Annotated in this window: 21 protein-coding genes and 1 riboswitch; of the genes, 13 read left to right on the forward strand and 8 right to left on the reverse strand. The window is 69.6% G+C overall.

Annotated features, from left to right (window positions below):
- Positions 1-42: 42 nt before the first annotated feature.
- From ytaF to STH_RS08495, 6 genes are all read left to right on the forward strand, one after another.
- Complete coding sequence (gene ytaF / locus STH_RS08470; protein WP_011195810.1) at positions 43-687, forward strand: sporulation membrane protein YtaF; 645 nt, start codon at positions 43-45, stop codon at positions 685-687.
- A 95-nt stretch (positions 688-782) separates the two neighbouring features.
- On the forward strand, positions 783-1,511 hold the full coding sequence (locus tag STH_RS08475; RefSeq protein WP_011195811.1) for a hypothetical protein: 729 nt from the start codon (positions 783-785) through the stop codon (positions 1,509-1,511).
- A 151-nt stretch (positions 1,512-1,662) separates the two neighbouring features.
- Positions 1,663-3,144 carry a stage IV sporulation protein A gene (spoIVA, locus tag STH_RS08480; RefSeq protein ID WP_011195812.1) on the forward strand — a complete coding sequence of 494 codons (1,482 nt, stop codon included), beginning with the start codon at positions 1,663-1,665 and terminating at the stop codon, positions 3,142-3,144.
- A gap of 161 nt (positions 3,145-3,305) precedes the next feature.
- Positions 3,306-3,421: riboswitch (SAM riboswitch) on the forward strand.
- 152 nt (positions 3,422-3,573) lie between these two features.
- Positions 3,574-4,725 carry a homoserine O-acetyltransferase MetX gene (gene metX / locus STH_RS08485; RefSeq protein WP_011195813.1) on the forward strand — a complete coding sequence of 384 codons (1,152 nt, stop codon included), beginning with the start codon at positions 3,574-3,576 and terminating at the stop codon, positions 4,723-4,725.
- Positions 4,726-4,937: 212 nt separating this feature from the next.
- Positions 4,938-6,203, forward strand: a complete 1,266-nt coding sequence (locus tag STH_RS08490; protein ID WP_011195814.1) for an aspartate kinase — start codon at positions 4,938-4,940, stop codon at positions 6,201-6,203.
- Positions 6,204-6,415: 212 nt separating this feature from the next.
- Positions 6,416-6,886: a DinB family protein gene (locus STH_RS08495; protein WP_011195815.1), complete on the forward strand. Its 471-nt coding sequence runs from the start codon at positions 6,416-6,418 to the stop codon at positions 6,884-6,886.
- A gap of 83 nt (positions 6,887-6,969) precedes the next feature.
- On the opposite strand, the gene dcuC is transcribed toward STH_RS08495, so the two are convergent.
- The 5 genes from dcuC to STH_RS08520 form a co-directional block, all read right to left on the reverse strand.
- Positions 6,970-8,226, reverse strand: coding sequence for a C4-dicarboxylate transporter DcuC (gene dcuC / locus STH_RS08500; protein ID WP_011195816.1), 1,257 nt, complete (start codon positions 8,224-8,226; stop codon positions 6,970-6,972).
- Positions 8,227-8,314: 88 nt separating this feature from the next.
- Entirely contained in the window at positions 8,315-9,433 is a 1,119-nt protein-coding gene (locus tag STH_RS08505; RefSeq protein WP_043713818.1) for a M20/M25/M40 family metallo-hydrolase, read from the reverse strand.
- 6 nt (positions 9,434-9,439) lie between these two features.
- Positions 9,440-10,762, reverse strand: coding sequence for an amidohydrolase (locus tag STH_RS08510; RefSeq protein WP_070105449.1), 1,323 nt, complete (start codon positions 10,760-10,762; stop codon positions 9,440-9,442).
- A gap of 126 nt (positions 10,763-10,888) precedes the next feature.
- A complete protein-coding gene (locus STH_RS08515) occupies positions 10,889-11,902 on the reverse strand; it encodes a cytochrome d ubiquinol oxidase subunit II (protein ID WP_043713819.1) in 1,014 nt (337 codons plus the stop codon).
- A gap of 20 nt (positions 11,903-11,922) precedes the next feature.
- Positions 11,923-13,215, reverse strand: coding sequence for a cytochrome ubiquinol oxidase subunit I (locus STH_RS08520; RefSeq protein ID WP_148205530.1), 1,293 nt, complete (start codon positions 13,213-13,215; stop codon positions 11,923-11,925).
- A 129-nt stretch (positions 13,216-13,344) separates the two neighbouring features.
- Between STH_RS08520 and STH_RS08525 the strand changes: the two genes are divergently transcribed.
- Both STH_RS08525 and ndk read left to right on the forward strand, forming a co-directional pair.
- Complete coding sequence (locus STH_RS08525; RefSeq protein ID WP_043713820.1) at positions 13,345-13,611, forward strand: hypothetical protein; 267 nt, start codon at positions 13,345-13,347, stop codon at positions 13,609-13,611.
- A 216-nt stretch (positions 13,612-13,827) separates the two neighbouring features.
- On the forward strand, positions 13,828-14,280 hold the full coding sequence (ndk, locus tag STH_RS08530; RefSeq protein ID WP_011195822.1) for a nucleoside-diphosphate kinase: 453 nt from the start codon (positions 13,828-13,830) through the stop codon (positions 14,278-14,280).
- 75 nt (positions 14,281-14,355) lie between these two features.
- Here ndk and STH_RS19370 read toward each other — a convergent pair whose 3' ends face one another.
- Positions 14,356-15,111 carry a LysM peptidoglycan-binding domain-containing protein gene (locus STH_RS19370; protein WP_043713821.1) on the reverse strand — a complete coding sequence of 252 codons (756 nt, stop codon included), beginning with the start codon at positions 15,109-15,111 and terminating at the stop codon, positions 14,356-14,358.
- A 127-nt stretch (positions 15,112-15,238) separates the two neighbouring features.
- On the opposite strand from STH_RS19370, the gene mtnP reads away from it, so the two are divergent.
- The 5 genes from mtnP (at position 15,239) to STH_RS08560 (ending at position 21,381) form a co-directional block, all read left to right on the forward strand.
- A complete protein-coding gene (gene mtnP / locus STH_RS08540) occupies positions 15,239-16,033 on the forward strand; it encodes an S-methyl-5'-thioadenosine phosphorylase (protein ID WP_011195824.1) in 795 nt (264 codons plus the stop codon).
- Between the two features lie 12 nt (positions 16,034-16,045).
- Positions 16,046-17,311 carry an adenosylhomocysteinase gene (locus STH_RS08545; protein ID WP_011195825.1) on the forward strand — a complete coding sequence of 422 codons (1,266 nt, stop codon included), beginning with the start codon at positions 16,046-16,048 and terminating at the stop codon, positions 17,309-17,311.
- Between the two features lie 4 nt (positions 17,312-17,315).
- Entirely contained in the window at positions 17,316-18,251 is a 936-nt protein-coding gene (locus STH_RS08550) for a sugar phosphate isomerase/epimerase family protein (RefSeq protein WP_011195826.1), read from the forward strand.
- A gap of 117 nt (positions 18,252-18,368) precedes the next feature.
- Entirely contained in the window at positions 18,369-20,459 is a 2,091-nt protein-coding gene (locus STH_RS08555; RefSeq protein ID WP_050742190.1) for a putative bifunctional diguanylate cyclase/phosphodiesterase, read from the forward strand.
- A gap of 121 nt (positions 20,460-20,580) precedes the next feature.
- Complete coding sequence (locus tag STH_RS08560; RefSeq protein WP_011195828.1) at positions 20,581-21,381, forward strand: retropepsin-like aspartic protease; 801 nt, start codon at positions 20,581-20,583, stop codon at positions 21,379-21,381.
- An 84-nt stretch (positions 21,382-21,465) separates the two neighbouring features.
- Here STH_RS08560 and STH_RS08565 read toward each other — a convergent pair whose 3' ends face one another.
- Together STH_RS08565 and STH_RS08570 are read right to left on the reverse strand one after the other, a co-directional pair.
- Positions 21,466-22,137, reverse strand: coding sequence for a hypothetical protein (locus tag STH_RS08565; protein ID WP_011195829.1), 672 nt, complete (start codon positions 22,135-22,137; stop codon positions 21,466-21,468).
- A 1-nt stretch (position 22,138) separates the two neighbouring features.
- Complete coding sequence (locus STH_RS08570) at positions 22,139-23,257, reverse strand: glycosyltransferase (protein ID WP_011195830.1); 1,119 nt, start codon at positions 23,255-23,257, stop codon at positions 22,139-22,141.
- Positions 23,258-23,341: the final 84 nt, after the last annotated feature.

Genomic DNA, 23,341 nt, shown 5'->3' on the forward strand with positions numbered 1-23,341 from the left:
GCGTAGGATGCCCCCAGACGCTTGCGAGGGGGTGCGCCGGATTTGGATTCCGTCTCACTGGTGCTCCTGGCCGCCGCGCTCAGCCTCGACGCCCTGATGGCGGGCCTGCTCTACGGCCTGCGGGGGATCCGGGTCTCGCCTGGGGCGGCCGCCATCGTCAGCGGGGCGACGGCGCTGCTCCTGGGCGCGGCGATGGGAGCTGGGGCGTTTCTCGCTGCCCGCCTCCCGCCGGCCGCGGCAGAGCAGGCCGGCGCCGCGATTCTCGCCGCGACCGGCCTCTGGATCACGGCGCAGACGCTGAGGTCGCACCCCGGCGTCCGGAGGCGGGCCGGGGAGCCCACCCCGCGCAGGGTGTGGCGGCTGCGCCTGGGCTCCTTCGGGATCGTGGTGGAGATCCTGCGGGAGCCGTCGGTCGCGGACCTGGACCGCTCCGGGCACATCAATCCCGCCGAGGCGCTGCTCCTGGGCGTGGCCCTGGCCCTCGACTCGGTGGCGGCGGGCCTCGGCGCGGGGATGACCGGCCTCTCGCCCCTGGGCCTGCCGCTGGCCGCCGGGGTGACGTCCTTCGCCCTGCTGAGCGCGGGGTCCCGCCTCGCCGGCCACCTGCCGCTCCGGCTCGGCGGCCGGTGGGCCGCGCTGCACGGCGTGATGCTGGCCTTGCTGGGGCTGTACCGCATGATGCGGTGACGGTCAGATCCCCTGCCCGGACCACGTCGACCGCCGGTGCAACGGAACGCGCGGGATGACCTGTCTAACGGGTGACGGGGAGGGAGGGAAGTGCCGTGAAGGACCGTGGCCGCGACCGGCTGCGGCTTGCCCTGGCCGCCGCAGCCGCCTCTGCCGTCCTCCTGACCGGGCCCGCCCTGGCGGCGGGGACCGCGGGCTCTGACCCCGCCAAGGACGCGGCGGAGAGGGCGCTGGACGTGTACAGGGGGTTCGTGCCCTGGGAGGATTTCGGCTTCGCGAGCCAGGAGGAGCTCAGAGATGCTGTGGTTGCGGAAGGGGTGCCGGTGTTCCGGCTGGACCCCTCCGCCCTCGACGGGCGCCTGCATCGGCTCGGCGACGCGATCCGGGACGTCCGGTTGGTGGAGTTCGTCATCGCCGGCGGAGACCGGGCCGTCACCCGCCTGACACTACGCCGGACGGAGGACGGGTACGAGCGGGTCGGCTTCGGCGGAGACGGCGAGCACCTGCGGCGGGGGCTGTCGCTGCTCCCCGCGCCGGAAGGCGCGCGGCTGGTCCTGCTGGGCCCGGCCGAGTTCCTTTACTGGAGCGGGGAAGAGGCGGAGTACCTGGTCAACATCAACGGCTTCGCGCTCGCAGGCCTCGAACCCCTCCGGCTGTACACCCCCGAGGAGGCGCTGCCAGGGCTGCGGCAGTACGCCCGCGGCCTCCTCGGTCTGCCCGACGAGCCCGGACTCCCTCCCGCGGCCGCCTGGACCCTGGCAGCCACCGGCGCCCTCTTCGTCGGATGGGTGGTCCACGGCTTCTGGCAGATCGCCCGTCGATAGGCCGCAGGTCGGTCGGGGTCCGTAGACATACCCTCCCTGGGCCGCTCATAGTATTGGCGGTAGGACACGGGACCCGAGCCACATTCTGAGTACGAATGCCGCGGCGGGGGTGCGGCCGCCGGCGTCGCGGCTACCTAGGGAGGGTGCTGGAGTGGAGAGGATTGACATCTTTGAGGACGTCGCGAGGCGGACCGGAGGGGACATCTACATCGGTGTGGTCGGCCCGGTCCGGACCGGAAAGTCCACCTTCATCCGCCGGCTCGCCGAGCAGGTCATTCTGCCCAACATCGAGGATGAGTATCTGCAGGCCCGCATCCGCGACGAGCTGCCGCAGTCCGGGAACGGCCGGACCATCATGACGGTGGAGCCCAAGTTCGTGCCCGACGAGGCGGTCGAAATCACCCTCCGCGAAGGGCTCACCGTGCGGGTGCGGCTGGTCGATTCGGTGGGCTATGCGGTGGAGGGCGCACTGGGGTACATGCAGGAGGATGGGTCGCCCCGCATGGTGCGCACGCCGTGGTTTGAAGAGGAGATTCCTTTCCACGACGCGGCCGAGATCGGCACCCGCAAGGTCATCGCCGAGCACTCCACCATCGGCCTGCTGGTGACCACCGACGGGACGATCACGGACCTGGCCCGGGGCAAGTACCTGGAGGCCGAGGAGCGCGTCGTGTCCGAGCTGCAGGCCCTGGGCAAGCCCTTTGTCATCGTCCTGAACACCACCCGGCCGTACGCCCAGGAGACGATGGAACTGGCCGGGGAGCTGGAGGTCAAGTACAACGCGCCGGTGATCCCGGTGGACGCCAGCGAGCTGACCCAGGACGACATCCACCTGATCCTGGAGCAGGCGCTGTTCGAATTCCCGGTGCGGGAAGCCAACATCGCCCTGCCCCGGTGGGTGGAGGAGCTGGACAGCGCCCACCCGGTGCGCGCCCAGTTCGAGGAGGCCATCGCCGAGGCCTTGCAGGGCATTCAGAAGATCCGGGACGTGGACGCCGCGGTGGAGCGGTTGAGCTCCTACGAGTTCATGGCGGCGGTCAACCTGCAGTCCATCGACATGGGCGCCGGCGTCGCCCACGTGCAGACCGAGGCCCGGGACGACCTCTACTACCAGGTCCTGGAGGAGATCACCGGCGTGCCCCTGGAAGGGAAGCACACGATGGTCCGTCTCCTCCGGGAGTACACGCAGGCGAAGCGGGAGTACGACAAGATCAAGGACGCCCTGGAGGACGTGAAGGCCACCGGTTACGGCGTCGTCACCCCGGCCATCGAGGACATCACCTTCGAGGAACCGGAGCTGGTTCGCCAGGGCATCATGTACGGCGTGAAGCTGCAGGCCACGGCGCCGAGCCTGCACTTCATCCGGGCGGACATCTCCGCCGAGGTGACGCCCATCATCGGCACGGCCAAGCAGGGGGAGGAGCTGGTCCAGTACCTGCTGGAGCGGTTCGAGGACGACCCGCGGCAGCTGTGGGAGTTCGACATCTTCGGCAAGTCGCTGCACGAGCTGGTGCAGGAGGGGATCAAGGCCAAGCTGCACCGCATGCCCGAGGACGCCCAGGTCAAACTGCAGGAGACGCTCAGCCGGATCATCAACGAGGGCTCGGGCGGGCTGATCTGCATCATCATCTGACGGAAGAGGGGGGCAACCGCCCCCCTCTCGCTCGCGTTGCCGGCCAGGCCGTTCCTGATCAAAGGAATATTGACACCGGCGCCCGCCCCGTGATAGTATCGGTGGCAAATCTACGACAACTGCATACCGCATTCACCCTTCGGGCTGCACAGCCCGGCGGGCTCTTATCCAGAGAGGTGGAGGGAACTGGCCCGATGAAACCCGGCAACCCAGGACGCTGCGGGGCGTCCGAAGGTGCCAACTCCACCGGCGGCCTCACGCCGCCGGAAGATAAGAGAGCGGACCGACAGCGATCTCCAGTCTATGGCCAGCCGCTCCCTTATCGGGTGCGGCCTTTTTGATGGATCGCTGCAGGTCTCGCCGGCGCGGCGCCGGGCGTCCCGGGCGCCGCGGGATCCATCAGGTGAGCGGTTTCGAGGGGGTGGGGGCGTGAACGCGGCACCGGTTCCGATCTTGCTGACGCAGCGGCGGTACGCCCGGGTGGCGACGCCGGAGAACCCGCTGGTGCTGGAGAGCGGGCAGCGGCTCACGGACGTGACCCTGTGTTACGAGGTGTTCGGCCGGCTGAACCCGGCCGGCGACAACGCCATCCTGGTCTGCCACGCCCTGACCGGGGACAGCCACGTGGCAGGTCGCTACCGGCCCGACGATCCGAAGCCGGGCTGGTGGGACGACGCGGTGGGGCCGGGCAAGGCCCTGGACACGGACCGGTACTGCGTCATCTGCAGCAACGTCCTGGGCGGCTGCCAGGGGTCGACGGGTCCCTCGTCCGTGAACCCCGCGACCGGCCGGCCCTACGGCCTGGATTTCCCCCTGGTCACGGTCCGGGACATGGTGCGGGCGCAAGCGAGGCTGCTGGACCTGCTCGGCGTGCGGCGGCTGCTGGCGGTGATCGGCGGGTCGCTGGGCGCCATGCAGGCGCTGGAGTGGGCCGCCACATATCCCGACCGGATGCGGGGCATCATCCCCATCGGCGGCGCCGGCCGGTTCCACCCGCAGGGCATCGCCTTCAACGAGGTCCAGCGCCAGGCGATCCTGAACGACCCCGGCTTCCTGGGCGGCCAGTACTACGGCACGCCCGGACCGGTGCGCGGGCTGGCCACCGCCCGGATGCTGGGCATGATCACGTACCGGTCCGACGAGTCCATGTGGACGCAGTTCGGCCGGAATCCGCAGGGCGAGGCGAACCCCCTGCACCAGGGCTTCGCGGTGGCGTACCAGGTGGAGTCGTACCTGCACTACCAGGGGCGCAAGCTGGTGGAGCGGTTCGACGCCAACTCGTACTTGTACCTCACCCGGGCGATGGACCTGATGGACCTGGGGAGGGGCCGCGGCTCCTATGAGGAGGCCCATGCGCGGATCCAGGCCCGGGTCCTCGCCGTGGGGATCCGCTCCGACCTCCTGTTCCCCACCTACCTGCAGCGGGAGACCGTGGAGCTGGTGCGGGCCTCCGGAGGGCGGGCGGAGTACGTGGAGATGGACTCGCCGTGGGGACACGACGCTTTCCTGTTGGACTTCCCGCTGATCGAGGAGCCGATCCGCCGCTTCCTGCAGGAACTGGAGGCGGAGGAAAACGCTTGAGCTAGATAGTCCGAGCGTAGACGATCCGATAGGACAGGTGTATAATTAACCACATTATACGTGTTCTTGCTTCAGAGGGGGTGGGATCCATGGACAACGCGGGGAAAGCCGGCAAACCGGCCTTCCTGGCTGTTCGCGTGCGGCGCGGAGCCCACCTCCGGAGCGCCTGACCTCGCATCGCTACGCTGGGTAACGGAGGAGGAGGGGCGCTCTTGGGTCTTGTCGTGCAGAAGTTCGGCGGCTCCTCGGTGGCTACCGCCGAGAAGTACCGCCGCGTGGCCAGGCGGATCGCCTGGAAGAAGAGGCAGGGAAATGACGTCGTCGTCGTGGTCAGCGCCCCCGGAGACATGACGGACGATCTGATTGAACGCGCCCGGTCCATCACGGACCGGCCGTCGGCCCGTGAGATGGACGTGCTGCTGGCCACCGGGGAGCAGATCTCGATCGCGCTGCTCACGATGGCCCTCCACGAACTGGGCGTCGACGCGGTATCGCTCACGGGGCCCCAGGCGGGCTTTCAGACCGACGATCATCACCGGGCCGCGCGGATCGTGAACATCGACACCGCCCGCATCCGGCGGGAGCTGGCCGCCGGCCGGGTGGTCATCGTCGCCGGGTTCCAGGGGATGGACGACCACGGCGACATCACCACGCTGGGGCGCGGCGGCTCGGACGCCTCCGCGATCGCCCTGGCCGCCTACCTGAGCGCCGACCAGTGCCAGATCTTCACGGACGTGGACGGCGTGTACTCCGCCGACCCGCGCATCGTGCCCACCGCCCGGCGGCTGGACGAGATCTCCTACGACGAGGTCCTCGAACTGGCCGCGGCGGGCGCACAGGTGATGCAGCTGCGTTCCGTCGAGCTGGCCAAGCAGTACGGCGTGGAGTTTGAGGTCCTCAGTTCCCTCGCCCCACTGCCCGACGAGGGCGGCGAGGAGCGTGGCACGAAGGTGGTGGCGAAGTTGAGCCCGAACAACCATCGCATCGTCTCCGGCGTGGCCGTCGACTCCAAGGTGGCCCACATCACGCTGCTGGGGCTGCCCGACCGGCCGGGCGTGGCGTATCGCGCCTTCAAGGCCCTGGGCGACGCCCGCATCAACCTGGACATGATCGTGCAGTCGGCGGGCACCGGCTGCGGCAACGGCCCCACCGCGGACATCTCGTTTACCTGTGCCCGGGACGACCTGGAAACCGCGCTGGAGGTCTGCAACCGGCTGTTGCCGGAGTTTCCCGGGGCCCGTGTGGTGTACGACACCGACGTGGCCAAGGTGTCCATCGTGGGTTCCGGCGTCGCCTCCAACTACGGCGTCGCGGCCAGGATGTTCGAGGCACTGGCGGAGAAGGACATCAACATCGAGCTGATCACCGGCTCGGAGATCAAGATTTCGTGCCTGGTGCGGGCTTCGCGGGCGATGGAGGCCGTGCGGGCGGTACATGACAAGTTCGAACTGGGCGATGTGGCGCCCATCGTGCAGTGACGGCGGCTGATGCGGGCGGCGGGTCCCACGCATGGGACCCGCCGCCGGTCCGTTCCTGTCCTGCGACGGGGGCTGCAAGGCGCACGGGGCGTCGCCCTCCCGAGTGCTAACGACTCCGGACTCGCCGGACCGGAGGAATGTGGTACGGGGCCGTTGAAATCCTTTCCATTGGCGCGATCGCACACGCGCCGTAGCCTTGGGAGGTGGATGAGATGGGTGAACTGCTGACGCCCGCGTCGCTGCTGGAGATGATGGAAGGCAATCGCAGGCTGACGCTGCGGGTCATCGAGGCGTTCCCGGAGGAGGAGCTGTTCCACTTCAAGGCCGCGGAGGCGATGCGACCCTTCTCCGAAATGGTCGTGGAGTTCCTGGAGATCGAGGAAGCGTACATCCGGGGGATCGTCACGGGCGAGTGGGTGCTCCGAGCGCCCGAGGGGCTCGACACCAAGCAGAAGCTCCTGGACGCGTGCGCAGCCGTGCGCCAGCGGACCCGTGAGCTTTGGCCCCAGATCACCGTCGAGCGGCTGCTGACCGAGGAGCGCGACAACCTGTTCGGCCCTCAGCCGCAGACCAACCTCAGCCGGCTGATCTACGCCCTGGAGAATGAGATTCACCACCGGGGCCAGGGGTACACCTACCTGCGCATGCTGGGCATCCAGCCTCCGCCGTTCTACGTGCGGTAAACCTCCGGCAGAAAGGCCGCGGGCCGACCGGGAGCCACCGGTCGGCCCTTCTTCGTGCGCCCCTGCTGGAACCCGCGGGCTGGTCAGAGCCCCTGCATGAGGAACGCGACGACGCTGGCCAGGATCATGCCGGGGGCGTTGCGCTTCGCCACCTCTATCGGGCTCACGCCCGCGATGCCGGAGACGATGATGGCCGCGCCCGCGACGGGACTCATGGAGCGGCCAAGGGAGCCGGCCAGGGAGGCCAGCGTCCCCAGCTTGGGGATGGTCAGGCCGAAGCTGGCGGCATGGGGGGTGACGGCCTCGTTGAAGGCTATGGTGGCGGCGTCACCGGATCCGCTGAGGATGGCCACCAGGAAGGGGCCCCACGTCCCCGCGGCCCCGATCGCGCCCCTGGCCCCGGTGGCCGCGTTCAACAGCAGGTCGATGAGGCCCACCTGGGTCAGCCCCGCGGCGAACACGCCCGCGGCGATGATGATGCCGATGACGTCGCCGTACGCCTTGCCCATGCCGTCGAAGAAGGACTTGGTCACCTCGGCGGGGTTCATACGGGTCACGAGCAGGGCGAGAATGGTGCCGATGAGCATGCACGCGGGCACGGTGAGCCTCCAGTTCTTCATCGCCGGCACCGTCGCGCCCAGCACCAGCAGCACCAGGGGAACGATCGGGACCAGGGCATAAAGGGGGTTGGGCCGGAATTGCGGGGATTCGGTCACGGTCTCAGAGGCGTGCCCGCGGTCCTCCCGGCGGAGGAACGCCAGGATGGTCAGGACGCCGGCGCCGATCAGGCCGGTGACCACCGTCGCCGGCGTGACCGTGGCGATGGTGTCCACCACCGAGGCGCCGGACATCTCGGCGACCATCACGATGTGGGAGCTGCCGGGGCTGAGCACGGAGCCGAAGGTGCCCGCGAGCACGGCGGCCGCGGCCACCGCCGGGTGGACGCCGGCGGCCATCAGGACCGGGATCATCACCGCCCCCACGGCGGCGGCGCAGCCCGCCGCGCTGGGCAGGGCGATGTTGATCAGGAAGGTGGCGATGGTGGTCGCCGGGATCAGGATCGCCCGCGCCCGCGCGACGGTGTTGGCGACCGCGTGGACCAGGTGCTGGTCGCACTGGGTCAGCTTCATCACGTAGGCGAATCCCATGACCGAGCAGATGGCGCTGATCAGGCCGGCGTTGGTCATCGACTTCTGGAACTGGCTGAAGGCCTCCATCGGCTTCAGGGCGATGAGCGCCATCAGCAGGCCGGCGGTGAACAGCACCAGGCGGGTCTCGTACCGCTTCAGGATCGCGTAGACGGTGAGGATGACGATGAGCACGCCAACCCACGGCAACATGTGCGAACACTCCCCCTTGCTGCGTCTCCTGCACAGATCATCGTCCCGGCGCGACCGGCCCCCACGCCTGTGTCACGGTTCCCCTCCCTCAGGCCGAGGCGTACTCGGCGATCAGGGCGAACACCACGTCCGCAATCCGCTCCAGCTCAGCGACCTCCAGGCTCTCCTGGAGGCTGTGGGCGCCCCGGTAGCCCGTGCCCAGATTGCACGCGGGAATGCCCCGGGTGTTGAAGACGTTGGCGTCGCTGCCTCCGCCTGTGGCCTTCAGGACCGGCGTCAGGCCGGCCCGGCGGATGGCGGCGGAGGCCCGCTGGATCACCCGGTCGTCGGGGCGGAGGTTAACCGGGCCGTAGGCGAACTGGACATCGGCCTCCACCCTGGCGCCGAACTCGGCGGCCGTGCGCTCGAAGATCTCGGTCATGTGCCGGACCTGCGCCTCCATCTTCTCGGTCACCAGCGAGCGCACATCGCCCTGCATCTCGAAGGTCTCCATGACGATGTTGGTCGCGGCGCCGCCCCGGGCAATCCCCAGATTGGCCGTCGTCTCCGCGTCGATGCGACCCAGCTTCATCCGGGTGAGCGCATGCGCCGCCACCACCAGGGCGTTGATGCCCTTCTCCGGCTCCACGCCGCCGTGGGCGGCCTTGCCGATCACCCGGTAGGTCACCTTGGTCTGGGCCGGTGCCTGGTTGACGATCGACCCGACCGGCGTGGACGAGTCGATGATGTACGCCTCCCGGGCGGAGAGGAGGGAGAAGTCCAGGTTCTTGGAGCCGTTCAGGCCGCCCTCCTCGGCGATGGTGAAGACCACCTCCAGGTCGGGCATGTCCATTCCCTGCTCGATGGCCCGCTGGACGCCCTCCAGGATGGCCGCCAGGCCGGCGGCGTCATCGGCCCCCAGGATCGTCGTACCGTCGCTGGTGATCACCCCGTCCTTGATCTGCGGCTTGATGCCGGTTCCGGGGGAGACCCGGTCCATGTGCGCGCACAGCAGGAGCGGCGCCGATCCCCGGTTGCCCTTGCGTTTGGCGATCAGGTTGCCGGTCTCGCCGCCGATCCGTTCGCCGGCCTCGTCCCGCTGCACGGAAAAGCCCATGGCCCGGAGCCGCGCCTCCAACAGGTCGGCCATCCGGCCCTCTCGCTTCGTCTGAGTGTCCGTGGTCACCAGAGTCAGAAACGTGTCCAGCAGACGGGTGCGCTCGGTCATCACAGGTCACCTCTTCCGGGAGTTTTGCGGGATGCCGCCCCCGGCCAGCCGCAGCACGGCCCGGGCCATCACCTCCACGCCGATCGGCAGGGCCCGCTCGTCAAAGTCGAACCGGGAATCGTGATGAGGGGCCGCGATCTGCGTGCCGATCATCATGTAGACCGCCTTGCCGCCCCGCCTCTGCACGCGGTCCATCATCCAGGCGAAGTCCTCGCTGCCTCCCAGGTCGCCGGCAGGCAGGATCCTGGTCACCGAAGGCGTCTCCGCGGCGGCCCGGGCGACGACCTCGGCCAGGTCAGGGTCGCTGGCGCCGCCTGCGGCACTGCCTATCGGCAGGATCTCCACCTGCACGCCGTGCATTGCGGCGGCCGCCCGGATAATGCGCTCCGCCTCCTCCCGCATGTAGGCGTCGATCGCCGTCGTCTCGCCGCGCGTCTCCAGCTTCATGACCGCGCGGGCGGGGATGACGTTGCGGCCGGATCCGGCCTGCAGCACGCCCACGTTGATCCGGGACGCGCCTTTGGAGTGGCGGGCGATCGCGTGCAGGTTGAGGGCGGCCGCGGCGGCGGCCAGCAGGGCGTTTCGGCCGGCCTCCGGGGCCGCTCCCGCATGGGAGGGGACGCCCGTGAAGACCGCGTCCAGCTTCGAAGTGGCCAGGAAGCCGCCCGCGCCGGCGATCACCGTGCCGACCTCGGTCGCGGCGAAGCCCAGGTGCGCGCCCAGCAGGTAGTCCACGTCGTCGCAGACCCCGGCCTCCACCATGGCCCGGGCGCCGCGGACGCCCTCCTCGGCGGGCTGGAAGAGCAGCTTGACGGTGCCGCGCAGCTCGTCCTTCAGGTCAGCCAGGACGGCGGCCACCCCCAGCCCGATGGCCGTGTGGCCGTCGTGGCCACAGGCGTGCATGGCCCCCGGATTGCGGGAGGCGAAGCCCTCCCGGTTCGGCCGGTGGCCGGGGTCATCCGTCTCGGTCACGTCCAGGGCGTCCATGTCGAACCGGAGGGCGACGGTGGGACCCTCGCCGCAGCGGAGCACGCCGACGACGGCGGTGAAGCCCCCGGCCATCCGGCGGACCACCTCCGGGTCGGCTCCCTGGGCGACGGCGCGCTCCAGGTGCCGGTCCAGCTCCTCCCGGGGCGGCAGGCCCGCCATGTGGTCCGGGCTCAGCACCTCGGGGCCGTAGCGGACTTCGTAACCCAGGGCGCTGAGCCGCTGCACCACCAGCGCCGCGGTGCGGAACTCCGTCCAGCCGCTCTCCGCGTGTGCGTGCAGGTCGCGGCGCACCCGGACGAGGTCCGGAGCCAGTTGCTGGACGCGGGTTGAAATGTCCACGGGTAACACCTCCTTCAACCAGGATTATACGTCACCGCTGGCGTTTGCGAAAGCCCGGGGGAAGGTGTGCGACGGTGGACCGAGAGGCGCCGGGCCGCTGCGTCCCGGAGGGCCCAACGCCCCGGGTCAGCGCACCGCGGTCTTGAAGACCCGGAAGAGCAACCACAGCGAGGGCAGCAGCACCAGCAGGCCGAAGGGCAGCGTCTGGAGCACGAACCGGGCGGAGGGGCCGGAGGCCGCCGCGCCGTGGAACGTGACGTCCGGGTAGATGAGGTAGGGCCACTGGCCGAGGGCCCAGCCGGTGAGCAGGAGGATCACCTGCCCGACGGCGGAGACCCGGGCGACCAGGTAGCGCCGGGTGTAGATGGCCGCAGCCGACAGCACGGCCAGGGCTGCGCCCGCCAGCAGCAGGGGGCCGGCGCGCGGCTGCGAAAAGTGCGCCCAGAGCTGGGGCATCCCGGTGGGCAGGAGCGGCAGGAGCGCCGCCGCCAGGAGAGCCAGCACGACCCCGGATCCGAGCGCCCGGCGCCGGAAGTCTTCCTGCAGATCGCCGCGCGTCTCCACCGTGAGGAAGACGGCTGCGAGGTATGCGCACATGGCCACCGTGAGGAAGCCCATCATCACGGAGACCGGGCTGAACCAGGTCCGGCCCGGGTCCACCTGGACGACGCCGCCGGCGCCCACCCGGATCCCCCCGCCGGAGACGGCGGCTGCGGCCAGCCCCAGCAGGAAGGGCGTGACGGCCGACGCACCGCCGAAGACGGGGCTCCAGACCCGCCACTGGCGGGAGTCGACGGAGGCGCCGGCCCGGAAGGCGAAGGCCGCCCCCCGGAGGACGATGCCCACCAGGACCAGGTGGAACAGCCCGAAGAAGGCGATGCCCAGGGCTCGGTACCCGGTGGGGAACACCGTAAACAGGATGACGATAACGAAGATCAGCCACACGTGGTTGGCCTCCCAGACAGGACCCATCGCCTTGGCGATGGCCTGGCGGTGCTGCTCCCGCCGGGGGCCGGTGGCGAGCAGGTCCCAGATGCCGCCGCCGAAGTCCGCCCCGCCCAGGACCGCGTAGGCCATGAGGGCCAGCAGCATCACCCCTGCGACGCCTGCCACGGGGTCCAGTCCCAGCCAGGGTTCCATGGCGTGCCCACCTCCTTTCGTCACTCGTGCCGCAGCCGGTTGAGCAGCAGGACGAGGGCCGCCGCCAGCGCGGCGTAAAGCGCCGTGAACCCCGCCATCGACAGGGCCATGGTGCTGCCTGAAGGCGTGACCGCGTCGGCCGTCAGCATCACCTTCCAGATGGTCCAGGGCTGCCGGCCGGTCTCGCTGACGATCCAGCCCGCCTCCAGGGCCAGGTATCCCAACGGCGAGGAAAGGACCAGCAGCCACAGCAGCCTCCGGTCCCGGGGCACCTGCTCCGGCCGGCGCCACCGGACCCAGGCGTAGTACAGGCCCACCAACACCATGGCGATGCCGGCTCCCACCATGAGCTGGAAGGAGATGTGCACCAGCGGCACATTGGGCCACTCCTGCCGGGGAACCCGGTCAAGCCCCGCCACCTCGGCGTCCAGCCGCCCGTAGGCCAGAAAAGAGAGGAGTCCCGGCACCGCCACGGCGCAGCAGACCGTTCCTTCCTCCGGGTTCGGCAGGCCGCCGATCAGGAGCGGCGCCCGCGCCTGGGTGACGAAGAGCGCCTCCATCGCCGCCAGCTTCTCCGGCTGGTGGCGGGCCACCACCTTGGCGGACAGGTCCCCGGTCAGCGGCATGGTGACCGCGGCGATGAGCCCCATGGCGAGGGCGATGCGGAGGGCCTTCTGCCGCAGCGGGTCGCCGCGCCCCCGGAGCATGCCCCAGGCGTACACGCCGGCGACGGCGTAGCCCGTGGCCGCGTAACAGGCGATGGTGGAGTGGACGGCCATGACCGGCCAGTGCGGGTTGACGAACACGGTCCAGGGGTTCATGGCCTCCGGATTGCTCTGGAGCAGGTCGACGCCCACAGGGTTCTGCTGCCAGGCGTTGGCCGCCGTGACCAGGAAGGAGGAGGCCGCGCCGCTGACCGCCACCGCGACGGCGGTGAGCCAGTGCGCCACGGGGCGCATCCGCTCCCGCCCATACAGGTACAGGCCGATGAAGATGGCCTCCGTGAAGAAGGCGTAGCCCTCCAGCGTGAAAGCCGGACCAACGGTGGAGCCGGCGAAGTGCATGAACTCGGGCCAGAGGAGCCCCAGCTCGAACGCGATGCCCGTGCCGCTCACGGCGCCGATGGCGAAGAGCACGGCGGTGGCCCGGGCCCAGGTCTTGGCCAGTCGTTCGTAGTCCCGGTCCCGGGTGCGCAGGTGCAGGTAGTCGGCTGTTGCGAGCAGGGCCGGCATGCCGACTCCGAGGGCGGCGAAGATCATGTGGAAGAAGAGGGAGTAGGCCATCTGGAACCGTGCGGCGTCGAGATGGGACACGCGGGTACCTCCCGAGCGAGTTCTGGGGGTGGCAGCCTGACCACCATCTGGCGCAGGGGGCGCACCGATCCGGCCTTGCGCACCGACCGAAACTTGTGCGACAATATAATGGAATCAGGGGGTGGCGACATGAAGGAGCAGATCACCCGGACCGAGGTCTACAGCCCGTCGGGCCGGCTGTATTACATCGACGTGTCCGACGCGGGCTACGTGTGCGTCTACGACGCGGACGGGCGCCGGATGCTGCGCGTGAACCTGAAGGGCATCAGCGCGAAGGCGATGGTCAAGCGGATCCGGGAGAACATCGAGACCGGCGCCCCGGCCTACCTGGCTGGCTGGCCCCCCAAGGACGTCGACCGGATCCTGACCCAGCACGCCATCGCCTGCGAGCGGTAATCTCAGTGACAAACAGGACCTGCCACGGGGCGCTGCCGCAGGCAGCGCCCTCTGCGCGCGCCGCGGCTTCTCCCCGCAAGTCTGCCCATCGCGCGTGCCGCATCATTCTCCCGGACGGTCGGGGCGCCCTCCTTGCCAAAGATTGCCCTGTTCGGTACAATCACTTCGGCAACTTCTGGGGGAGCGTCCCACGTCATGAAAGGGGATTGGACACGCATGGAGCGCAGCTTTGTCATGGTGAAGCCTGACGGCGTGCAGCGGGGCCTGATCGGTGAGGTGATCAGCCGGCTTGAGCGGCGCGGCCTCAAGCTGGTCGCGGCCAAGCTGATGCGGGTCTCGCGGGAGTTGGCGGAAGAGCACTATGCCCAGCTGAAGGACAAGCCCTTCTTTCCGAGCCTGATCGAGTTCATCACCTCGGGCCCCGTCATGGCGATGGTCTGGGAGGGGCCCAACGCCATCTCGATCATCCGCAAGACGATGGGGGCGACGAACCCGGCCAACGCGGAGCCGGGCACGATCCGCGCCGACTTCGCCTGCGACGTGTCGTACAACGTCGTCCACGGCTCCGACGGCCCCGAAAGTGCCGAGCGCGAGATCCGGCTGTGGTTCGGCGAGGTCGAGCCGTCCTACAGCCGCTCCGTCGACCGCTGGATTTTCCCCGAGGGCTGAGCCCTTCCGGGCGCGCGACGGCGCTGGTGACCCAGGGTCACCAGCGCCACATGCTATGTCTCAGCGCCCTCCCGGTCACGGGTCGCCCTTCGGCGCTCGCCGGCCGGGGATGATGAGCACCTGCCCGGGCGTAAGCTGGTACGGCTCCGTCAGTTTGTTGGCCTTGGCGATGGTCCCCGGCGACGTGCCGAACTTCCGGGCCAGGCGCCACAGGCTGTCGCCCCGTCTGACCGTGTAGATGGTCTGCGTCTCCCGGGGCAGCAGCGCGCACGGCACGTACACGTCCACCCAGCCGTCCTTCGTCGCCGCCACCAGCTCGCCCGAAGGGGTGGGCCTGGCGGCCACGAGTCCGCCCACGTAGAGGCGGCCCAACTCCTCCAGCCGGCTCTCCCGCCCCACGGCCATGACCTGGTAGAGGTAGATCGTCTGCGCCCCCGAGGCACCGGCGATGACCTCGGCCCGGCCGTCGTCGTTGACGTCGTCCAGGCTGAGGGAGCGGAAGTACGCGTTGGGGTACAGTAGGGTCTGACAGAGCGCCACCAGCCCGTTGGGGGTGAGCGCGTAGAGCAGGACGTTGTCCCGGGTACCCACCGCCACGGTGCCGGGGCCGCCCGGGTCGACCTGGCCGACGGCCAGGGAGAGCCCGTCCTTGGGCAGCGCGGCTTCAGCCTGCAGGGCGTAGGTGTCGCCCGTCCAGCGGTAGACCTTCAGCTCGCGGCCGGCGCACGCGACGATCTCCGGCGCACCGTCCAGGTCGACGTCGCCGGTGGCGACCATCAGCAGCCGACCGAGGCCGCCGCCGCGCCAGCGCCGGTGGTACTGCTGTTCCATTCCTCCTTCACCGTGTGTCCCGTGCTCCGTCATCCGAGCCCCACCTCGCAAGGCATCCGTCGGGGCTCACGGATGTTTCAGCCCCTGTAAGACCAGCTTATGTCACCAGAAAGGTGGTTGTGCGCATATGACGCAAAAGAAGGTTCGCCTGGCGATCATCGGCGGCACCGGGGTCTACGACCCCCGCATCCTCGAGAACATCCGGGAGGAGGTCATCACCACCCCCTACGGGCAGGCCAAGGTGCGCATCGGCACCTACGCGGGGGAGGAGGTGGCCTTCATGGCCCGGCACGGGGTCGATCATTCCGTGCCGCCGCACCTCATCAACTACCGCGCCAACATCTACGCCCTGAAGATGCTGGGCGTCGAGCGGGTCATCGCCACCACCGCCGTGGGCTCCTGCAACCGGAACATGAAGCCCGGCGATTTCGTCGTGGTCGACCAGTTCCTGGACTTCACCAAGGGCCGGGTCTCCACGTTCTTTGAGGGCGGGGAGGCCGGCGTCGTCCACACCGACGTCACCGAGCCTTACTGCCCCGAGCTCCGCAAGGTCCTGATCGCTGCGGCGCAGGAAGTGGGGGTCCACGCGCACCCGACGGGCACCTATGTCTGCACGGAGGGCCCGCGCTTTGAAACCGCGGCCGAGATCCGCATGTACGGCCAGCTCGGCGGCGACCTGGTCGGGATGACCAACGTGCCCGAGTGCGTGCTGGCCCGGGAGGCCGGCATCTGCTACGCGACCGTTTCGATGGTGACCAACTTCGGCGCCGGCATCTCGCCCAATCCCCTCACCCACGAGGAGGTGCTCGAGGTGATGGCCGCCAACGGCGAAAACCTGAAGAAGCTGCTGTTCGCGGCGCTGCGGCAGATTCCCGCCGGGCGGGGGTGCGCCTGCGGCAGCAACACGGCCCTCAAGGTCTAGGAGGTGACCTGCGTGCCGAGCAAGGTTTCGGTTTCGACCCTCCGGGATCCGGGGCTGGCGCCTTCCGGGCATCAGAAGATCGACTGGGTGAAGGCCCATATGCCGATCCTGAACCAGTTGGAGCGGGAACTCAGCGCGCACCGGCCCCTGGCGGGCCAGCGGGTGGCGATGTCGATCCACCTGGAGGCGAAGACCGCCTACATGGCGCTGGTCTTCGCCGCGGCCGGCGCAGAGGTGTTCCTGACCGGCTCCAACCCGCTTTCCACCCAGGACGACGTCGCGGCCGCCGCCGCGGAGCGCGGCGTCACGGTGCACGCCTGGCACGGGGCGACGCCGGAGGAGTACACCGCGCACCTCACCCGCACATTGGAGGCGGCGCGGCCGACCCTGCTGCTGGACGACGGCGGCGACCTCACCCACCTGCTGCACACCGGCCGGGCCGACCTGGCCGCGAACCTGATCGGCGGGTCGGAGGAGACCTCCACGGGGGTGCAGCGGCTGCGGGCGATGGAGGCGGAGGGCGTGCTGCGCTTCCCCATGGTGGCGGTCAACAACGCCCGGATGAAGCACCTCTTCGACAACCGGTACGGCACGGGCCAGTCCACCCTGGAGTCGGTCATGCGCAACACCAACCTGTCCATCGCCGGCAAGCGGGTGGTGGTGGCCGGCTACGGCTGGTGCGGCAAGGGCGTCGCCATGCGGGCGAAGGGGTTGGGTGCGCGGGTGATCGTCTGTGAGGTCGACCCGGTCCTCGCCAACGAGGCGCTCATGGACGGGTTCGAGGTGATGCCGATGGCCCGGGCCGCGGCCCTGGGGGACATCTTCATCACGGTGACCGGCTGCGAGAAGGTGATCCGGCGTGAGCATTTCGAAGTGATGCGCGACGGCGCCATCCTGGCCAACGCCGGCCACTTCGACGTCGAGATCTGGAAGCCCGACCTGGAGGCCTTCGGCGGCCAGCCGGTCCGGGTCCGACCCCACGTGGACGCCTACACGGCGCCCGACGGCCGGCGGCTCTACCTCATCGGCGAGGGGCGGCTGGCCAACCTGGCCGCCGGAGACGGGCATCCGGCGGAGGTCATGGACCTCTCCTTCGGCGTACAGCTGCTCACCCATCTCTGGCTCGTGGAGAACCGGGGCAGGCTGGAGAACCGGGTGATCGAGGTGCCGCCGGAGATCGACACCCGCGTGGCCGAGACCCGGCTGCGGGCCCTGGGCGTCGAGATCGACCGGCTGACCCCTGAGCAGGAGCGCTACATCCGATCCTGGCAGGTGTAGCGCGATGGCACAGCTCTTCGTCCCGCTGCACGGCGCTTTCGGCCGCGTGGCCGGCTCCGGCGTCAACACGTACGGCGAGTCGCTGGAGCGGCCCCACTGGGAAGGGGCGGAAATCGGCCTTTGCGACACGTTCCCGGACGTGCTCGGCGCCGTGGCCGAGGCCGAGTACTACGAGTGGGTGATCGGCGCGCACCACCCGACCCATCGGGAAGGCGGCCCTGCCTGGTGCCGGTTCCTGGACCCGGACCCCGCGGTGCGCACCGAAGCCCTGGAGGTGGCGTGCAGCGCCGCCCAGGCGGCTCATCGGCTGGGCGCGCGCTACATCCTGTACCACTTTCCCTGGCCGGCGCTGCAGATGCCCGGCGCGGACTACGCCGCCCTGGGATGGCGGTTCAGGGACGCCGACCCGATCCCCATGGAGGCCTGGCCCCGGGAGGCGGACCTGTACGACTGGAGCCGCCGTTGCTTCGACCGGCTGGCCGAGCTGCAGGAGCGGGAACGGATCCGGGTCGTCCTGGAGATCGACGGGCCGAACCCGCACTTCTTCGACGGCGAGCTGTACGGCCGGCTCTTTGAGGAGTTCCCCGACCTTTCCCTCTGCCTCGACACCGGCCGACTGGGGCTCCTGGCCCGCACCCACGGGCAGGACCCCCTCGCACTCGCAGCCCGCTGGCTGCCCTGGACCCGCTACCTGCACCTGCACACCTCGTTCTGGGACGAGCAGGGGCGGTTCCACAACCACGTCCCCACCCGCGGCAGCCACACCCGGGACCTGTGGCCCCGGGTCACCCCGGCGGCCGACATCGCCCGCATGGTGGTGGAAGCGCAGCCCCGGGCGGTGATCGTCCTGGAGCACAACCCACAGACGGTGACGCCGCAAGAGCTGGAGGCGTGCCACGAGTGGGCGGCGACCCTGGCCGGCCGTTCGCCGGCCCGCTGACGCACAACCCCCCGTTCGGACCCGACGACGTCCGCCGATAGACCTTTGGTGCCATATGCACCGGGCAGGTCCGTTGGTAACGTCAAAAGTAACGGGTCCACTCGGGGGGTTACGTCCATGGGCAACCAGCCGTCCCGCTCAGATGGTGCCGCGGATGTTCAGCGCGCCCTGGCCCGGTCCGAGGCCCGCCTGGCCGGCATGCTGGAGATCACTCCGGCGGCCACCGTCGCCGTCGACGCCGACCAGCGGATCGTCCTGTTCAACGACATGGCTGAGCAGGTCTTCGGGTACACCCGGGAGGAGGTCCTCGGCCGGCCGCTGGACGTCCTGCTCCCGCCGGAGACCGCGGCGCGGCACCGGCAGCACGTCACCCGGTTCGGACTCGGCCCGGTCAGGCAGCGCCGCATGGCCGAGCGGCAGGAGCTTACGGCACGCCGGAAGTCCGGCGAGCTGTTTCCGGCGCAGATCGCCATCGCCCGGGTCGCCATGGACGACGAGACGCTCTTCCTCGCCGTCGTCCAGGACCTCACCGAGCGCAAGGAGACCGAGCGGCGGCTGAAGGAGAGCGAGGAGCGGTTCCGGCTGGCGTTCGAGCACGCGCCCATCGGCGTCGCCCTCCTGGACGCGGGCGGGGCGATCCTCGAGGTCAACCGGGCGCTCTGCGCCATGCTCGGCTATGCGCCCGCTGAACTGGCAGGCCGTCCGCTGACCGACCTCGCGGCGCACCCCGGCGCCTTTCCGGATCCGGCGCACCTGCAGAGCGCGGGGCCGGCTCCGGAGGTCGCGCTCCGCCACCGGGACGGGCGGACCATCTGGGCGCAGCTCAGTTGCGCCGCACTGAACGGCTGGCAGAGCGACACCGCCTTCATCCTGCAGTTGCAGGACATCACGGACCGGAAGCGCTACGAGGAGGAACTGGTGCGCCTGGCGATGGTCGACTCGCTGACCGACCTGGCCAACCGGCGGCGGTTCCAGCAGGAGCTGGAGGAGGCGGTGACGGAGGCGGAACGGACCGGCCGGAGCGGTGCGCTGGTCTTCATCGATCTGGACATGTTCAAACACATCAACGATACCCTGGGCCATCCCGCCGGCGACGAGGTGCTCCGGCAGGTGGCGACGATCCTGCGGTCCGCCATCCGCCCGGGCGACACGGCTGCACGGCTGGGCGGCGACGAGTTCGCGCTGGTGCTGCGGAACGCCGATGGTGCGCGGGCGGCGCAGGTGGCGGATCGGCTGCTCACGGCCATACGTCGGGCACGGTTCGGCGGCGCCGAGGCCCCCGTGTCGCTCACCGCCAGCATGGGGGTGGTGCTGTTCCCCGAGCACGGCCGCTCGGTGCGGGAGCTGATGAACAGGGCCGACATGGCCTTGTTGGAGGCCAAGGAGGGCGGACGGGACAGCTGGGCGCCTTTCACCCCCGAAGGCCGCTGGCAGCGGGAGATGCAGGCGCAGCTCCTGTGGCGGCAACGCATCAGCCGTGCGCTGGAAGAGGACCGGTTCGTGCTTCACTACCAGCCGATCCTGGATCTCCGGCGGAACGCCGTCACGCGCCACGAGGCGCTGCTGCGGATGGTGGGGGACGGGGGAGAGCTGATCTTCCCCGGCGAGTTCATGGCCGTTGCCGAGCGGTTCGACCTGATCCAGCAGGTGGACCGCTGGGTGCTGGAACGGGCCGTGCGGGAGCTGGCCGAACTGCAGCGGGCCGGGCGCCGTACGGTGCTGGAGGTCAACCTCTCCGGCCGGACGCTCATGGACCCCGTGTTGCCCGCCGTCATCCGCCGCGGGCTCACCCTGCGAGACGTGGACCCCGCCAGCCTGGTGCTGGAGATCACGGAGACCGCGGCCATCAGCGACGTGGATCAGGCGGAACGGTTCATCGGCGAGATGAAGGCGCTGGGCTGCCGTCTGGCCCTGGACGACGTGGGCGCCGGTTTCGCCTCGCTCTACTTCCTGAAGCGACTGCCGGTGGACTACATCAAGATCGACGGGGCATTCATCCGCAACCTGCCTCACGACACCGCCGACCAGCATCTGGTACGCGCGCTGGCCAGCGTGTGCCGCGAGCTGGGCAAGCAGACCGTCGCTGAGTTCGTGGACTCGCCCAAAACCCTGCAGGTGGTGCGGGAGTACGGCATCGACTACGCGCAGGGCTACCTCATCGGCCGCCCGGGGCCCGGTGTGTACAACACGGAAGAACCGTGTCCGTGAAGGCGTGGACCGGCGCGGCGGCACCGACTCGCCCTTCCGCCGCCGTCTCGTGCAGGACTGACGATTGCAATATGCGAACTCCTGCGCATATGGCAATTCTCAGTCGGGGAGGAGTCCGTCCGTGGAGTTTCTCCTGCTGTACGACCTTCACCTCTTCGCGCAGGTAGAGGTCGCCGGTCAGAAAAGGCTCGCCAACATCGACACGGGTGCCAACATCGACCTCGCGTTCGGCGTCTTCGAAGGGGTCGAGATGCTCGACGGGGAGGAGGGGCCGGTCCACGGCGCCGTCGGCGAGGTGCGGCTGCGCAGCGGCCGCGTCCCCGACGTCCGGTTGCTGGACGAACAGGTGGGTCCCCTGCAGGTGGCCATCAGCGACGAGAACGGATACGAGAAGCACCCCTTCCCGGTCAGCATGCGGCTTGGTGCGAAGACGCTCCTGTCCCGGCCGCTCCTGCTGGACTTCAAGGGCCTGCGGATGGGGCGTGAGCGACTGCCGGACAGCTACCCGCGGGTTGCGGCGCCGCTGGAGTTCGTCTGCGGGGTTCCCTTCGTGGAGATCGAACTGGGCGGCCGGCGCCTGCGGGCCCTCTTCGACACCGCGGCCGGCATGAGCGTGCTCAACACCGCGCACCTGGATGACCTGGGGCTGCGGCCGGAGGTGCTGTACGAGACGCAGGCGACCGATTCCAGCGGCACCACCGTGACGCTGCCGGTGGGGCGGACCCGCGGTCTGCAGATCGGTGGCCTCGCGCTGGGGGATTGCGAGTACCTCATGCTGGATCTGAGCGCGATCGAGGAGATCATGGGCACCCGCATCGACCTGGGGCTCGGGCTCAACACCCTCCTGGCCTCATCCACGGTGTGGTACCTCGACCCCCAGGCCGGAAGGGTGCAGGTCACCGACGTCGGGCTGCCGGCCTAGGAGAGGTCGCCCCGCCCGCTGCCCGAAACCGCAGAGTCGGACAGGAAGAAAAGCCAGCACCCCCGTGCTGGCTTTGCCTCTTGCTCAGCAGCCGTGCCCGCCCAGCCGCTCCTGGAGCGTGCGGATGAGCTCCGCCGTCTGCGCCTTCCGGTCGCGCCCGTCGCTGAAGAAGAGCGGCTCGCAGACCCTGATGGTGCGGGCCTGCCGGTCGATGTAGAGCGGCACGAAGGGGATGTGCCGCCCGGTCGCCCGGTGGTAGAACCGGTCGATGCTCAGGAACCCTTCGTACAGCTCCGACACCTCGCTGTCGGTGCTGGCGTAGTCCTTGTCCGGGAAGATCAGCAGGCTCTCGCCCCGCTTCAGCGCCTCCGTGCTCTCCCGGAAGGTCCTGATGATCTGGGAGGAACCCCGGTAGACGGGGATGCACCCGGCGGAACGGTAAAGCGCCGACAGGCCGATGGAGGCCGGCCAGGCGAGGGCAGTGGCCTTCCAGCGCGGCCAGCCGTACCGCGCCCCGAACGTGATGTCCCGCAGATGCCGGTAGCAGGCGCCGCGGTCGCCGAACTGGTGCAGGCCCCAGGTGCGGACGGGGACGGGGAGCCAGAGCAGGTTCAGCACGATGCCGTGGATGTCGGCGTGGCGGCACAGGTAGACCGCAGGCTCCAGCAGCCGCTCCGGGTGGACAAGGGTGTAGCGCGGGGACAGGCGCCGGAGCACGGCGCGGCAGAACAGGAACAGCTTGCCGTAGAAGGGCATGTCAGACTCCCTCGGGGGTGTGGTCGGACTTGAACAGCCAGCGCGGGTGAATCTGGTAACCCGCCACCGCCAGCAGGATGTCGGCCACCAGCTTGATCCACACGGCCGTCCAGTCGGTGAGGAGATGCACCGCGAGCACCACGAGGTACGAGGCCAGCATCTGCACGGCCACCAGCAGGTAGTACGTGGCGGTGGCGTCGGTCATGTTTCGCTCGGTGCGCACGCGCAGCACCCAATGAAGGAGGAGGCGCGCCAGCGACCCGGCCGCGGCGCTGACGACGCTGGCCGCCAGCAGGCGGCCGGCCGGGGCTGCACCCTTCAGCCAGACCAGGTCCACCCAGGCGAACACGGCCAGCGTCACCGCGGAGGCGATCGCGCCGGCCAGCGCATAGGCGCCCAGGTGGCGGATCAGGATCTTGAAAATGGGCCACGAGTCCCGGAGCGTGCGGTAGTGCGTGTTCTCGTTCTTGTTGAAGTAGAGCGTCCGGATGGGCATCTCCGCCATGGGGATGCCCTGCTTCATGGCCTGCACCAGGCAGTTGGTCTCGTACTCGAAGCGCTCGCCCGCGATCTGGGTCGCCCACTCCCACAGGCTGATGGGCAGGGCCCTGAGCCCGGTCTGGGTGTCCCGCAGGTAGCGGCCGTAGAAGAGGTGGAAGGCGCCGCTGGTCAGCCGGTTGCCGAAGCGGCTGCGGGCGGGCACGCTCTTCTGGTTGAAGTCACGGATGCCGAGCACGTAGGCGTCGGGGTGCTCGTGGGAGGCCCTGGCCATGCCGCAGACGTCCTCCACCGCGTGCTGCCCGTCGGCGTCGACCATGATGACGCGGCGGTAGATCTGTTGCCACCCCTGCTGCAAGCAGTGGCGCAGGGCCGTCTTCAGGGCGGCTCCCTTGCCGCGGTTCACCTCGTGCCGCAGCACCACGCATCCGCTCATTCGGGCCAGGCTGTCAAAGATGGAGCGGCAGGCGGGGCTGCTTCCGTCGTCGACGATGACGATCCGCGGAAACCCGCGCTCCAGCAGAGCCTGTACGTACTTCACCAGGGCGGGCGGTGGCTCCAGGGCCGGGATGATGATGATACTGCTTGCGCTGTAGGGGCTGGTTGCTTCGGCAGAACTCAAGTCCGTTTCACGCTCCCGTTCGCTTCCGGCTTCCCGGTCAGGCCGCGAAAAACCTAAGGACTACTATTCCGCCTGAACTGCGGG

Source organism: Symbiobacterium thermophilum IAM 14863, assembly GCF_000009905.1.
Lineage (GTDB): Bacteria > Bacillota > Sulfobacillia > Symbiobacteriales > Symbiobacteriaceae > Symbiobacterium > Symbiobacterium thermophilum.

What these genes read in the sequence shown, in the direction of transcription:
- STH_RS08550 (WP_011195826.1), top strand. Translation starts at nt 17,316, where the DNA reads ATGGCACAGCTCTTCGTCCCGCTGCACGGCGCTTTCGGCCGCGTGGCC.
- STH_RS08565 (WP_011195829.1), bottom strand. Translation starts at nt 22,137, where the DNA reads ATGCCCTTCTACGGCAAGCTGTTCCTGTTCTGCCGCGCCGTGCTCCGG.
- STH_RS08525 (WP_043713820.1), top strand. Translation starts at nt 13,345, where the DNA reads ATGAAGGAGCAGATCACCCGGACCGAGGTCTACAGCCCGTCGGGCCGG.
- STH_RS19370 (WP_043713821.1), bottom strand. Translation starts at nt 15,111, where the DNA reads ATGGAACAGCAGTACCACCGGCGCTGGCGCGGCGGCGGCCTCGGTCGG.
- mtnP (WP_011195824.1), top strand. Translation starts at nt 15,239, where the DNA reads ATGACGCAAAAGAAGGTTCGCCTGGCGATCATCGGCGGCACCGGGGTC.
- dcuC (WP_011195816.1), bottom strand. Translation starts at nt 8,226, where the DNA reads ATGTTGCCGTGGGTTGGCGTGCTCATCGTCATCCTCACCGTCTACGCG.
- STH_RS08555 (WP_050742190.1), top strand. Translation starts at nt 18,369, where the DNA reads ATGGGCAACCAGCCGTCCCGCTCAGATGGTGCCGCGGATGTTCAGCGC.
- ndk (WP_011195822.1), top strand. Translation starts at nt 13,828, where the DNA reads ATGGAGCGCAGCTTTGTCATGGTGAAGCCTGACGGCGTGCAGCGGGGC.
- STH_RS08495 (WP_011195815.1), top strand. Translation starts at nt 6,416, where the DNA reads ATGGGTGAACTGCTGACGCCCGCGTCGCTGCTGGAGATGATGGAAGGC.
- STH_RS08515 (WP_043713819.1), bottom strand. Translation starts at nt 11,902, where the DNA reads ATGGAACCCTGGCTGGGACTGGACCCCGTGGCAGGCGTCGCAGGGGTG.
- STH_RS08505 (WP_043713818.1), bottom strand. Translation starts at nt 9,433, where the DNA reads ATGACCGAGCGCACCCGTCTGCTGGACACGTTTCTGACTCTGGTGACC.